Origin of the sequence: Vibrio sp. Y2-5 (assembly GCF_014596725.1) — a bacterium.
GTDB lineage: Bacteria > Pseudomonadota > Gammaproteobacteria > Enterobacterales > Vibrionaceae > Vibrio.
In genome coordinates this window covers 49363-62136 of sequence record NZ_JACVEG010000009.1, presented here as the reverse complement: position 1 = coordinate 62136, position 12774 = coordinate 49363, and the positions used below count along the sequence as shown (strand labels likewise).

At 43.7% G+C, this 12774-nt stretch carries 12 protein-coding genes; 6 read left to right on the top strand and 6 right to left on the bottom strand.

Annotation, left to right across the window (positions count from 1 at the left end; translation table 11 throughout):
- Position 1: 1 nt before the first annotated feature.
- The 3 genes from HUO09_RS18175 (at position 2) to leuE (ending at position 4004) form a co-directional block, all read left to right on the top strand.
- Positions 2-2425, top strand: coding sequence for a formate C-acetyltransferase/glycerol dehydratase family glycyl radical enzyme (locus HUO09_RS18175; RefSeq protein WP_188234916.1), 2424 nt, complete (start codon positions 2-4; stop codon positions 2423-2425).
- 75 nt (positions 2426-2500) lie between these two features.
- Positions 2501-3241, top strand: a complete 741-nt coding sequence (locus tag HUO09_RS18170; protein ID WP_167411132.1) for a DNA-binding transcriptional regulator YciT — start codon at positions 2501-2503, stop codon at positions 3239-3241.
- 121 nt (positions 3242-3362) lie between these two features.
- The gene (gene leuE / locus HUO09_RS18165) at positions 3363-4004 is read left to right on the top strand and encodes a leucine efflux protein LeuE (protein WP_167411131.1); all 642 of its coding nucleotides are present in this window, start codon (positions 3363-3365) and stop codon (positions 4002-4004) included.
- Positions 4005-4014: 10 nt separating this feature from the next.
- Here the strand turns inward: leuE and HUO09_RS18160 are convergent, their stop codons facing one another.
- Positions 4015-5940 carry a winged helix-turn-helix domain-containing protein gene (locus HUO09_RS18160; RefSeq protein WP_373563708.1) on the bottom strand — a complete coding sequence of 642 codons (1926 nt, stop codon included), beginning with the start codon at positions 5938-5940 and terminating at the stop codon, positions 4015-4017.
- Positions 5941-6086: 146 nt separating this feature from the next.
- Between HUO09_RS18160 and HUO09_RS18155 the strand changes: the two genes are divergently transcribed.
- Positions 6087-6617 carry a hypothetical protein gene (locus HUO09_RS18155; protein ID WP_223159492.1) on the top strand — a complete coding sequence of 177 codons (531 nt, stop codon included), beginning with the start codon at positions 6087-6089 and terminating at the stop codon, positions 6615-6617.
- Between the two features lie 8 nt (positions 6618-6625).
- Positions 6626-6985, top strand: a complete 360-nt coding sequence (locus HUO09_RS18150; protein WP_167411129.1) for a group 1 truncated hemoglobin — start codon at positions 6626-6628, stop codon at positions 6983-6985.
- Positions 6986-7047: 62 nt separating this feature from the next.
- On the opposite strand, the gene HUO09_RS18145 is transcribed toward HUO09_RS18150, so the two are convergent.
- Both HUO09_RS18145 and HUO09_RS18140 read right to left on the bottom strand, forming a co-directional pair.
- Positions 7048-7362: a hypothetical protein gene (locus tag HUO09_RS18145; RefSeq protein WP_167411128.1), complete on the bottom strand. Its 315-nt coding sequence runs from the start codon at positions 7360-7362 to the stop codon at positions 7048-7050.
- A 109-nt stretch (positions 7363-7471) separates the two neighbouring features.
- On the bottom strand, positions 7472-8377 hold the full coding sequence (locus tag HUO09_RS18140; RefSeq protein WP_188234914.1) for an EamA family transporter: 906 nt from the start codon (positions 8375-8377) through the stop codon (positions 7472-7474).
- Positions 8378-8477: 100 nt separating this feature from the next.
- Here HUO09_RS18140 and HUO09_RS18135 point away from each other — a divergent pair, with 100 nt between their 5' ends.
- On the top strand, positions 8478-9914 hold the full coding sequence (locus tag HUO09_RS18135) for a PLP-dependent aminotransferase family protein (RefSeq protein WP_188234913.1): 1437 nt from the start codon (positions 8478-8480) through the stop codon (positions 9912-9914).
- Here the strand turns inward: HUO09_RS18135 and HUO09_RS18130 are convergent.
- From HUO09_RS18130 to chrA, 3 genes are all read right to left on the bottom strand, one after another.
- Positions 9832-10767: a DMT family transporter gene (locus HUO09_RS18130; protein WP_188234912.1), complete on the bottom strand. Its 936-nt coding sequence runs from the start codon at positions 10765-10767 to the stop codon at positions 9832-9834. The genes HUO09_RS18135 and HUO09_RS18130 overlap by 83 nt on opposite strands.
- Before the next feature lie 99 nt (positions 10768-10866).
- Positions 10867-11580, bottom strand: a complete 714-nt coding sequence (locus tag HUO09_RS18125) for an AraC family transcriptional regulator (protein WP_188234911.1) — start codon at positions 11578-11580, stop codon at positions 10867-10869.
- Between the two features lie 53 nt (positions 11581-11633).
- Positions 11634-12770 (bottom strand): chromate efflux transporter, encoded by a 1137-nt coding sequence (chrA, locus tag HUO09_RS18120; protein WP_188234910.1) that lies wholly within the window; start codon positions 12768-12770, stop codon positions 11634-11636.
- Positions 12771-12774 lie beyond the last annotated feature (4 nt).

The window sequence follows — 12774 nt, the reverse complement described above, 5'->3', positions numbered from 1 at the left end:
CATGGACTTAAATTATCTACCTGAGCGTATTAAAGCGCACAAATCGGAACTGATTAATATCGTTACCCCGCCGGTTTGTACCGAGAGAGCCCAAGCTTATACGCGCGCATATGCCGAAAATGAAGATAAACCCGTGATTATTCAACGTGCTCTCGCGCTGAAAGAGCACCTTGAAACTCGTACTATCTGGATTAAAAATGACGAGTTAATTGTTGGTAACCAAGCCAGCAAACTAAGAGCGGCTCCTATTTTCCCTGAATATACGGTTCGTTGGATAGAGGCAGAGATTGATGATTTAGCCGATAGACCGGGAGCTGGCTTTGCAGTTAGTGAGCAAGATAAAGAAATCATTCATACACTAACGCCATACTGGCGAGGTAAAACGGTACAAGATCGCTGTTACGGTCTTTTTACCGATGAACAACAAGACATCCTCGCGACAACCATCATCAAAGCTGAAGGTAACATGACATCAGGTGATGCTCACCTTGCGATTGATAATGAAAAAATCCTCAAAATAGGCATGAATGGGTTAATTTCGGAAGTTCGTGAACTGAGATCCAACAATGATGTATCCACTTTCGAAGGGTTAAGAAAAGAGCAGTTCTATAAAGCGACAGAAATAGTGCTTTGTTCAATCCAAGAGCACATGGCGAGCTATGCCACACTGGCCGCAAAAATGGCGTTAGCCGAATCTCGTCCAGAGCGCAAAGCTGAGCTGGAAACTATTGCTGAAAACTGTCGTCATGTTGCTTACCACGCGCCACAGAATTTTTGGCAAGCATTACAGTTGGTTTATTTCGTTCAGTTGATGTTACAAATCGAATCAAACGGACACTCAGTTTCGTTTGGTCGTATGGATCAGTTCCTTAATTCATTTTATGTTGCTGATGTTGACCGCGGTACGCTTGAAGAAGGATTTGCGCTTGAGTTATTGCAAAGTTGCTGGCTGAAATTGTTAGAAGTGAACAAGATCCGTTCGGGAGCTCACTCTAAAGCGTCAGCGGGTTCACCTCTGTATCAAAACGTCTGTATTGGTGGGCAAAAACTCAATGCAAACGGGGAGCCGGAAGATGCTGTTAATCCTCTGTCTTGGGCGATTCTGGAATCTTGTGGTCAGCTTCGCTCAACACAACCTAACTTGAGCGTTCGCTATCATGAGGGTCTGAATCAAGAGTTTTTGATGGGCTGTATCGAAGTGATCAAATGCGGCTTCGGTATGCCAGCATTTAATAACGATGAAATTGTCATTTCCGAATTCATCAAGCTAGGTGTGGAGAAGGAAGACGCCTACAACTATGCCTCTATCGGGTGTATAGAAACAGCGGTACCGGGGAAATGGGGCTACCGTTGTACCGGAATGAGCTTTATCAACTTCGCGCGAATTTTGCTTGCGGCATTGAACAAGGGCGAAGATGGGACTTCAGGTAAAACCTTCTTAGCGCACGATAAATCGTTGGCAGAAGGTAGCTTTACCAACTTTGATGACGTGATGGCATCGTGGGTGGATCAAGTTCGTTTCTACACGCGAAAATCTATCGAAATTGATACGGTTGTGGATACCGTGCTTGAGCAACAAGCTCACGATATTTTCTGTTCGTCGCTGGTTGATAGCTGTTTAGAGCGAGGTAAAACGGTTAAAGAGGGCGGAGCAAAATACGACTGGGTGTCGGGGCTGCAAGTTGGTATTGCTAACTTAGGTAATAGCCTTGCTGCGATCAAACACATGGTCTTTGATGATGCTCAGATTTCACAACCTGAGTTGGCAAAAGCTCTTGCTGACAATTTTGCAAGTTCTGAACAAGAACAGTTACGTCAACGTCTTATCAATTTCGCTCCTAAGTATGGCAATGACGATGATTCTGTCGACTCACTGCTTGCGCAGGCCTATCAGGTCTACATTGATGAACTGGACAACTTTGTCAATACACGTCACGGACGCGGACCGATAGGTGGTGGTTACTATGCAGGTACTTCCAGTATTTCTGCCAATGTTCCGTTTGGCGCCTCAACCATGGCAACACCGGACGGTCGTAAAGCCAAAACACCATTGGCGGAAGGGGCTAGCCCAGCTTCTGGTTCAGATCGACTAGGACCAACTGCGGTTTATAACTCAGTCAGTAAGATCCAAGCGAATAAGATTCTAGGTGGCGTGCTGCTTAATCAGAAGTTAAGCCCTGCGGCGGTTGAGTCTGAGAGCGACAAATTGAAGCTATCGATGTTAATTCGTACCTTCTTTAACCATCACAAAGGCTGGCATGTTCAATACAATATTGTTTCTCGTGAGACTTTATTAGCGGCGAAGAAGAACCCGGAGCAATACCGCGATCTGGTGGTTCGAGTTGCAGGTTACTCCGCTTTCTTTACAGCTTTATCACCTGATGCGCAGGACGACATCATTGCTCGTACTGAACATGAGTTGTAATTAAACTTTCACTTTGGTTTCAAATGAAAAGAAGAGGCTCTATAATGGAGCCTCTTTCCACTTTAGAGCAGTGTTATGAACGCTAGGCAAAATCAAATTGTGCAGTTGGTCAATGACCGTAAACGAATTCAGGTCACTGAACTGGTCGAACTTATTGGTGTGTCTGGCGTTACCATTCGTCAAGATTTGAATTTTCTTGAGCAGGAAGGTTACCTTAAGCGTGTTCATGGTGCGGCTACCACTCTGCAAAGTGATGATATTGATAACCGCTTGGAGGTTCACTTCAATATCAAACAATCTCTCGCCAACAAAGCCGCAGATTTGGTTGCGCGTAATGAAACTGTGTTAATTGAAGGTGGAAGTGCAAATGCTTTGTTAGCGAGAACCCTTGCAGAGCGTGGCGACGTTACTATCGTTACCCCTTCGGCCTATATCGCGCACCTTATTCGTAATACCTCAGCCAATATCATATTGCTCGGCGGGGTATATCAGCATCAAGGTGAAAGTCTTGTAGGCCCGTTAACCAAGTTGTGTATTGAAAATATCCACTTTAGTACCGCATTTTTAGGCGTTGATGGTTTTCATCAAGATACTGGTTTTACTAGTCGTGACATGATGCGAGCGGATATTGCTTCCGCCATATTGGCAAAGCAGCGTCGAAATATCATATTGACCGACTCCAGTAAGTTCGGACAGATATACCCTTCGACCATTGGACGTTTTGACCAGATATCCATACTTCTTACTGATGATAATGCGTCGCAAAGTGACCTTCGCTTTTTAAAGCAACAAGGTATTGAGGTTATCCTCGGCTAATTGAGATATGGACTTTGCACAAAGTAATCCGTGAAATGTAAAAGTCATCTGTGATCTATAGACGCGGCGCGTAGTTTTCGTTATACAGATTGAGTGGTTGAATAGTTAAGTTGAGGACAAGATGTTAGAAGCGTTTGGCGTTATCAATATTTGGACATATTTGGTCGGTCTGACAATGATCATTCTTGCGCCGGGGCCAAACTCACTTTATGTACTGAAATCGAGTTCTTCATTGGGTGTTAAGGCTGGCTATAAAGCGGCTTCAGGCGTTTTACTGGGTGACGCTATTCTTATCCTGCTTTCTTACTTGGGTGTTGCGTCTTTGATTCAAACTTCACCTATGCTGTTTACCATTATCCGATACCTTGGTGCAGCATATCTTTTGTACTTGGGTATCAAGATTATTCATCAATTGATGAGTAAAAAGAGTGACGATGCTGATGAGATTGCTCGTCCTAAGAAAAAAGAGAACGTATTTGCTAAGTCACTTACTTTGAGTTTGACCAACCCAAAAGCAATTCTTTTTTATGTTTCGTTTTTCATTCAATTTATCGATTACAACTATGAGCACACTTGGGCTTCATATCTGATATTGGCGACCATTTTGGAAGTGTTCAGCATTGTGTATTTAAGTGCGCTGATCTTTTTGGGCACATCACTCACTCAGCTGTTTAAGAACAACAAAATACTTGCGAACTTAGGTAATGGTTTGTTGGGTATGTTCTTTATGGGGTTTGCAGCGCGTTTAGCGAGCTTGAGCTGAAAGCCCGGGATTACTTTTCGTTAAGCCGATAACGGTAACCGACGCCTCTCACTGACTGGATGATATCGGCTTTATCATCCAACTTTCTTCTCAAAGACCGTATGATGGTATCTACGACGTTACTCGAACCTTCATACTCGATTCTCCACACTTCTTTAAGCAACGTTTTACGAGTAATCACTGTACCTTGTCGACTGAGCAGGAGTTCTAGAGTGCCGAATTCTAGGGGAGTTAAATCGGTACGAGTGTTGCTTAGAACTAATTGGCGGGCGTTTCTATCGAACCAGTCAGGGAACTCCAAATTCGTTTGATCCTGATTGACCTCTTGTATTAGCCTTTTCGAAACCCAATCATCTACAGAGCCTTCTCCCATATCCAACATGGCTGAACAATAGGATTTACCATCAATCTTGTAGTCCAAATCCAATACTTGAAACCCAAGCTCTGTTGCGATGAGCGAGTAAGGCTGTAGATCGTTCACGGTCAGATAAACTCTTCTCAATTCTGGCCTCATTTCCAAATAGGTTCGTTTTATATCAAGCCAGCATGCAGCCTGTGCCCCACATAATGATTCTCCTTCGTTCAAGGACAACCAGCGCCTGATAAATAAGCATTGGTTTAGGTTGCAGTTGTTTTTGTCATTAGCGAGATGTTGAGTCCAGAGAGAAGTGATTGGATCTTGGTTTATTAATTCTAGAGATACATCGCCAGGTTTTATCAGGCAGTAAAATCCTACTGTTTGATTGCTACTGTTTTTAATACAGTGAAAGGTGTTTATTTGTTTCTCCCACCATTGCTGGTAGACCCTGTACATCTCTGGAGCTTCGTGTTTTTCAATGATGGCAAATATCGCATCTCGGTTATGTTCATCTGCGGGCTCTACACTGTATTCTCTCTGATCAAATGGTGGGAAAAAGGCTGAACGGATGACACTGTTGTCAACCAAGTAAATAATATCTGCTGTATAACGCCAGAGTTGGCTCGGCGACGAATGTCTCATTTCTTCATTTAACAACACACAGGCTCGATGTCTATATTGGCAGTAGCGGATTGGGTATTGAGATTTCATATTCGCTGAAATGACGTTTTTTAGTATGTCATGCAAGCTCAGCCCATCTTCTCTATGCTCTACGAACTCTATTTCTGACAGGGCGTTATAAAGGCACTTACCGACATTCTCTTCAACGTTTAACATCGCAGTGAGTAATGGCTCGTATATCCTACGGACAATCGCTGTCGCCTCCAAAGCCTGTTTTAACTGATGGTCTTTTATATCCTCAACAAAAAACTGTACCAATGTTTGAACCACATCATTAGGTGGGATTTCATTTAACTTGCGCTGAGACTGCTCTAGAAGCGCTGAACTCGCAAGTTGAAGGGCTAATGGGTGCCCATGAGCGAATTGATTGATCCCCATAGCGACTATTTGTGTATGACCAAGAGTCTGTAAGTAGCTAACCGCAGCAGAAAAACTGAGACTGTTGAGTTTCATACAGCGGAAATCACTGTTATCTGGTGGATTAATGATCCATTGTCTATCGGGATGAATCCGACCAGAAAAAATGACTCTTAGCCGTCCGTGCATATGTGGTACGAATTCTCGCCTGAGCCAAGTTTCAATTAAGTTTAATGATTCAAACTGATCGATAACCAAGATCGTTTTCGGAGCAATTGAGCAATAGATTGAAGAGAGATTATCTTTGCAATTAGTTAACTTACTTAACTTTTTGATGAAGGCTCTAGGCGTAGGTTCTAAATGTTGGCAGTTAATTGTCAGACAGTGGTTGGCGTGATTTTTTATGAATTGATTTAATAGCGTAGTTTTGCCTACGCCAAGAATCCCGTATAAACCAATTACGTCAGGGCCATCCTCATCAAATACTTGTTCTAGAAAACTCAACTCGGAAGCACGTGTTGTTTCTACAATAGACCTCACCGTGTTCATCCATTTTGGTGACTTTTAATGCTATTGATAATAGTAGAAATAATAGATCTCACACTTAATTCTCATGAAAATCTCATCATAAAGAATGATTCTCAAGTCTATGTTTGATAGGACAGATGAAAGAAACGGGAGGATATATGAGATTCTTTCAATTATGTTTAATAGCCACTATGACCATTTTATTTGGTTGTTCGTCAGGGCAAATGGCTAACAATGATCTAGTAAAAAGAGCTGAAAGTGCAGCCCCATTAGATATTAGTTCTACTGCAACAATATTGGCTGCAGATGGGGCCGTATTAAGGGAGGGGACATCAGACTGGGTATGTTATCCGGGGATTCCACTTATGCCAGGCGATTTGCATCCTATGTGCGTGGATTCTGTATGGCAAGATTTCTTAAAGGCTGCGTCGGAAGGAAAGCCTTTTGTAACTAGTTCAATGGGAATTTCTTACATGTTGCAGGGGGATGCACATGTGAGCAATTCAAACCCTATGGCAACAGATCCCAACAACGGTGATGTGTGGGTTAAAGAAGGGCCACATCTTATGATCGTTGTACCCAAATACTTGCTCAAGGGTTTAAGTGAAGACCCTTATAACGGAGGACCTTATGTAATGTGGAAAGATACACCTTACGCACACATTATGGTTCCAATTATGAACAAGTAGAAAGAGGTATGAGTATGTCTTTATATGAAAGGCTAGGTGGTAGTGAGACCATAACCAAGATTTCTAGTGATATAGTGGACTTACATCTTGAGAACCGTTCTATCTCAAATCGTTTCGCTAAATCAGATGTGAATAAACTCAAGAAAACTGTTTCAGAATTCTTTATTACAGGCAGTGGAGGACCAAATGTCTATAAAGGTTCCGATATGATAGCGGCTCACAAAGGGATGAACATTTCTGCCGTTGAATTCATGGCAGTTCTGGATGATGCTCTAGAAGCGCTAGAGAAAAATGGCATAGGCCAGAGAGAGCAGGAAGAGGTACTGTTTATTCTTTATAGTATGCGTTCAGATATTATCTTGGTTTGAGTCGTAAATGAGGGCAATGGGTGGCTACCTTGGCCCTCAATCTTCGTCAACCCAATCTATATTTACGGCCAAGCGCGTTTCTTGCCGCCTGAGTTCGCTTTAATCAGCTCTATCGCTTTCTTAGATTTGTCTTCAATTGAATCCAAGCTTTTCGCAACGTTAGCCTGAAACTGTTTGTTTAGCGCTACCTGCTCAATATCGGTTTTTGGTGCAGCCGGGGTTTGAAGCTTGTTGATCATTTGTGCCAATTGTTTGTTTTGGCTTTCAAGCGTTTTTACTTTCAGGTTGAGCTCTCTTAAAGCACTGTTTTGTTGTTCAATTTTGGCTTCAATACTGTTGAAGGCTTTGAGAATCTGCCCAACATTTTGCTCAGTCATCAAGTTCTCCGCATTTGGTTAATCAGGTGTTTTACCACTAGGCAAGCTCTGTAACTTGGCTGCATAGGTGATAAACAGCCGCCAAGTATACAGATAAACCATGTCACTATTAAGTAGGAATGCGCCGATATTTAGATTTCCCAATGCTGATGTTTGGCTTCTCTTTGCTTGGATAGAGCACAGCAACAATACCCGCTAAGAACAGTGTGCACGATACCCACTGAACGGTGGAGAGCGTTTCACCAAAGAACAGATATCCGCTCAGTAAGGCAAACACACTGGTTAACAGGGTGAGCGGTGCAAGCTTCGACATTGGATAGCTGATTACCATTTTGTTCCAAACCCAGTAACCGAATAGGGTGGTCGGGTAGGCTTGAAACAGTACCGAAAACCATGCGCTGCCATTCCATTGTTCGTAAGTGGTGATAAGGCCTTCCACGCCATTAATAGCAAGGCTCAGTAGAATAAGTGGAATTGGAGCGAACAGCATCCCCCAGATGTTAAAGGCGAACGGTGCTTTGGTTCCTGAATGGCGGATAATTACGCCCATTACAGGCCAGCAAATAGCAGCAATAAGAATGAAGACAAAACCCAGCAAGGTAATGTTGCCGTTGGTATAGATAATCGACAGAGTTAAACCAATCAGTGCTGCGACAATTCCAAGCCACATCTGTTTGGTGATCACTTCTTTATAAAGCAAAGCACCTACCGCGATACTGGTTAAAACGTCCAGTTGCAGCAGAACTGAAGCCATTCCCGATGAAAGCCCAAAAGCAATGGAGCAATACGCCATTCCCCAAATACCTGTGCCGAAAACTAAACCGTAAGCCATCAAGTATTTGAGGGGAACGTTCGGCTTTTTCACAAAAAAGATGATAGGAAATGTAGCCAGTAAAAAGCGGGCTGCCGCAATCAAGAAGGGGTCGAGTTGGTTTACGCCGAGCTTTATGGCGGAAAAATTCACGCCCCAAATCACCATAACCCCGATAACGAGTAATAAATGTTTTCCCTGCACAATAAACTCCTAGTGTTCACAATATGATCAGAGTATTGCTTGAGTTACAAAATCAGTACAGATACAATTTTTAAAAAATTAACCGGTACAATTTATCACTATGCAGAAATACAAACAGTTAGCAGAGAAGATTATTGATGATATTCAGTCGACCAAACTGAAACAGGGTGACCGTATGCTCTCTTTGCGTCTGTTTGCCAAACAGCATGGTGTGAGTGTTTCTACAGCGGTAAGTTGTTATCAAGATTTAGAACAGAGAGGCTGGCTCAAAGCTCGTCCTCAGTCAGGGTTCTTTATCTGTTCACAAACGCCGATTGTGGTTACTCCATCTTGGCAGCGATTTGCGACACAGCTTGCGACAAACGTTAGGCCACGCATAAAACCTCAAGTGAAATCGGGACCACTAGGCATCGCTTGTATTGAGTTGGATGTCACAGCGCAACGCGCCTTGGATAAGAGTTTTCGCCGCGTCATGACGCAATCGCCATCCAGATTGACACAGTATCCCAATAAACAGGGGGAACCTGTTATGCGGGAAGCGTTGTGCTCTCACTTCAGCCAGTTGGGATTTGCATTGAGTACGGATGAACTGGTGATTACGCATGGTTGTATGGATGCAGTAAAAACCGCATTACAGATCTGTGTTAATGCTGGGGATGCCGTTGCAGTAAGTTCCCCGTGCTTTAACGGGTTACTGGAACTGCTCGCCAATTTGGGCTTAAAAGTAATTGAAATTCCGTCAGTAGAAGATGGCATCGATCTCGATGCTTTGGAACGACTGTTTCAAAGTAAGCAGGTTCAAGCGGGGCTGTTTTGCACCACGCACATGAACCCACAAGGCATTACCATGTCGGCTAAACAGAAAAAACGTTTAAGTCTGCTCGCAAGCCAGTATAAAATTCCTGTGATTGAAGATGACGTGTATTTCGAACTAAATCATTCGGATCAATTGCATTTGCCAACGGCTTACTACGATGACAGTGGCTACGTGATTTGGTGTGGCTCTTTCTCTAAGACTCTTTCACCAAGCTACCGTTTGGGTTGGTGCCGACCTGGTAAGTTCGTTGCAAAGTATACTCAGCAGTACGAAGGCGTACCCACGCTTATTCAGACTGCGATAGCCGATTTCATTCAAACGGGCGCTTACAGCCGACATCTCAAGCGCACCCGACAACGGCTTGCGATTAACAAGCAAGATTACACCCGTTTCTTAGCACAGCATTTGCCGCAAGATAGCCGCATTACTCAACCTGATGGTGGTTTAGTGCTTTGGCTTCAGGTCATGGGTTTAAATTCGGACAAGCTCAGTACAGAGGCGAATAAATCCAACCTAGATATAAGAGTTGGCAGCGTATTTACCGAGTCTCAACGTTATGACGATTGCATTCGGATTAATATCGGATTTGCTTTGAACAACGATATTGAACACTTGCTGAATAGACTTGTTGAGTTTATTAATAGCTGTCGACAGCCGGATTCTTGCGCAAGCGTAACGCTCGAAAAGGAACCACTTGCAGTAGCATGCAAACAAGAATAAACATCAAACCATACCAACCAACAAGGGTGAATCTCTCGCCGACTAAAAAGATGGCAAACAATGTGGCAACAGCTGGTTCTAATAGTGTAATCAAAGTTGCTGTACTCGCTTCCAGTTGTTTTAACGCATGACCAAACAGCAGGTAACCTAAAAACATTGGTATGGTTGCCATATAGACAACTACAGCAGTATGTTTTGCATCGGCAAAAAGGTTGTCACCAGTCATCCATAGTGAAGGCAGCAATAATGTAGCAGCTAAACCAAACATACTCGCCATCGCTGACTGAGAACTCACTCCTCGTTCAATCATGCCGCGAGCCGCCCATGAATACGTCGCGTAAGTTAGCGCAGCGATAAGCCCCAGCCCTATACCTATTAGGTGCAGAAAAGTCGTATCGCTAGAGTGTGTAGTGGTTTGTTTGCCCACTGTGAGTAACACTATTCCGGTTGCACCAATGATGAACGAAATTACCCAGTTTAGCGATATAGATTTTTTGCTGATTAGACGCTCTAGCAGAACAGTAAAAAAAGGAGCAGTAGCAATAGAGATTAAAGTACCGATCGCCACGCCTGAAAGTCGCATGGAGGTGTAAAAAGCTAAAGGGTAGATAGTCACGGCGGCACCGCCACAGAGTAAAAGTTGGTATTGCTTTATCAGTGTGGCTACGTCTTTGATAAGCTTATTACGCGCACTTATGAGTAGCAATAGGCCCCCACCACCCATAGCTGATGCGCCAATGGCCAGAGGACTGATATCCGGTGCGAAACTGGCCGCTGTCCCTGTGGTTCCCCAAAATACACTTGCTAAAACAACGCTGAATATTCCGCTGATGTTGGTATTTCCCTTAAACATAGCCACTCCATAGACTTATTTACTACAAGTGAAATGGTATGTGTATTTTATTGTTTTGTTTATGCACAACGGACGCTTATGTTGGCAGTGAAGACGGAGTTAACGAGTGATCTTTGAAGGAGGCAACCCGAAGTGTTGCGAAAATCGACGACTAAAAGCACTGTGATCGGCGTAACCGACAGATTCTGCGACGATTTGAATAGGGTAATCGGTATGGATAAGCAGTGCTTGTGCTTTTTCCATTCGCTTGTGAGTAATGTATTGGGTAACCGTTAAATCCGTTTGTTCTTTGAACAGTTTTTTAAACTGCGTTGGGCTTAAAAAGGCAATCGCGGCCAGTTGAGTAATTGAAAGCGGTTGGGCTAAATGGGCTTCAATATATTCTTGGACTTTTCTGATTCTATGGTCGAACTGCTTAAGTATTTGTTGTTCACTAAGCAAAAGCGAGAAAGTGGTTAACATCAGTTCTTCAATTTCTGTATTCACTTGATACTTGAGTTGCTCTTCTATAAAGCTCAAGTAATGCATTAAAGGTGGACTGATGGAAAAGACTAGGGTGTCAGATTCCAAAATGTGCGATGGCAGGGTATCGAGATCGGCCACAACAAAGCGCGCTTCTGTTTCTGCCGCGAAATAGTGCATTTCATTTGCGCGAACAACAACACACTCTCCGGGTCTTACTGCACCTTTAAAGGCTTCAACTTCAATGTTAATGACACCACGAACAGGCAAAACCAACTGATGAAAATCGTGGCTGTGCCCGTTCTTTTGACGGCTGTATGATCGAATTGAGAGTGAGTTGGAACTAAGCATTTATTCATTTTCAAGGCTAAAGATCGTCTGACCTTTGTAAAAGCGTGAAAACACTATATCCCTAAAGCTGCTCCAGCAACAATGAAGAATGTTACACATACAACGATTGGCAACTTAAGCTGTTTTAGCAGATAGAAGCCTACCAGTACCAAGGCTATGTCAGTCGCACTAAACACCGCGCTGGTAAATACTGGTTGGTATAACGCTGCGGCCAATAGACCAACGACGGAGGCATTTACGCCATTCAGGGCTCCTGAAATGGTTGGATTATCTGCCAGTGCGTGCCAGTTTTTCAACACCGCTAATAGCAGCAAGAAACCGGGCAGGAATACCGCTATAGTCGCTAACAATGCACCTAAAACAGGAGCGTTTGGCATCAAAGCGTAACCTAAATACGTCGCGAAGGTGAACATTGGCCCGGGGACAGCTTGAGCTGCCGCGTAACCTGTTAGGAATGCATCTTGACTCAGTTGGTCACCTACAAGGTTTTGCAGTAATGGTAGAACCACGTGTCCGCCACCAAATACCAAGCTGCCAGCTTGAAAGAATTCGCCAAACAGTTGCACGCTTGGATGGCTCGAAAGCACTGAAGTACCAATCAAAATGGCAACAAACAACAGTAATGGCACATAGCTAGGTTTAAATGGGTTTTGTGCTTTGGCTGTGTTTCCTTTGATATAGATCGCGCCGATAATCGCCGCCAAAATTAGCACCAATAATTGCGTGGTTATACTTGGGATAACCAACAGCGCGGTTGCTGTTAAAAGTGCTAAACCTGCCGAGAGCTTGGTTGAACAGAAGTTTTTGTACATTCCCCAAGTTGCATCTGCGACCACAACCACAGCAAGCAGTTTGAGCCCATGAACGATATTGTGAAACAGAGCGGTATCGGTTATCTGACTGCTCACTAAGGCAAGAATCAGCATTAGAATGATAGAAGGAGCTGTAAAGCCGATGAATGCCGCTGTCGCTCCGAGTAAACCACCACGTTTATAACCAATTGAAAAGCCAACCTGACTGGAACCTGGGCCGGGTAAAAACTGGCTGAGCGCTACTATCTGAGCATATTCGTTGTCGTCTAGCCACTTGAGTTTTTGCACAAAGGTTTGGCGAAAGTAACCAATGTGAGCTGCTGGGCCGCCGAAGCTAATCCAACCTAACCAGAAGAAGGTTTTGAAGATAGTGAGCATGTAA

What these genes read in the sequence shown, in the direction of transcription:
- HUO09_RS18155 (WP_223159492.1), top strand. Translation starts at nt 6,087, where the DNA reads ATGAGATTCTTTCAATTATGTTTAATAGCCACTATGACCATTTTATTT.
- HUO09_RS18145 (WP_167411128.1), bottom strand. Translation starts at nt 7,362, where the DNA reads ATGACTGAGCAAAATGTTGGGCAGATTCTCAAAGCCTTCAACAGTATT.
- HUO09_RS18175 (WP_188234916.1), top strand. Translation starts at nt 2, where the DNA reads ATGGACTTAAATTATCTACCTGAGCGTATTAAAGCGCACAAATCGGAA.
- HUO09_RS18170 (WP_167411132.1), top strand. Translation starts at nt 2,501, where the DNA reads ATGAACGCTAGGCAAAATCAAATTGTGCAGTTGGTCAATGACCGTAAA.
- chrA (WP_188234910.1), bottom strand. Translation starts at nt 12,770, where the DNA reads ATGCTCACTATCTTCAAAACCTTCTTCTGGTTAGGTTGGATTAGCTTC.
- HUO09_RS18135 (WP_188234913.1), top strand. Translation starts at nt 8,478, where the DNA reads ATGCAGAAATACAAACAGTTAGCAGAGAAGATTATTGATGATATTCAG.
- HUO09_RS18150 (WP_167411129.1), top strand. Translation starts at nt 6,626, where the DNA reads ATGAGTATGTCTTTATATGAAAGGCTAGGTGGTAGTGAGACCATAACC.
- HUO09_RS18125 (WP_188234911.1), bottom strand. Translation starts at nt 11,580, where the DNA reads ATGCTTAGTTCCAACTCACTCTCAATTCGATCATACAGCCGTCAAAAG.
- HUO09_RS18130 (WP_188234912.1), bottom strand. Translation starts at nt 10,767, where the DNA reads ATGTTTAAGGGAAATACCAACATCAGCGGAATATTCAGCGTTGTTTTA.
- leuE (WP_167411131.1), top strand. Translation starts at nt 3,363, where the DNA reads ATGTTAGAAGCGTTTGGCGTTATCAATATTTGGACATATTTGGTCGGT.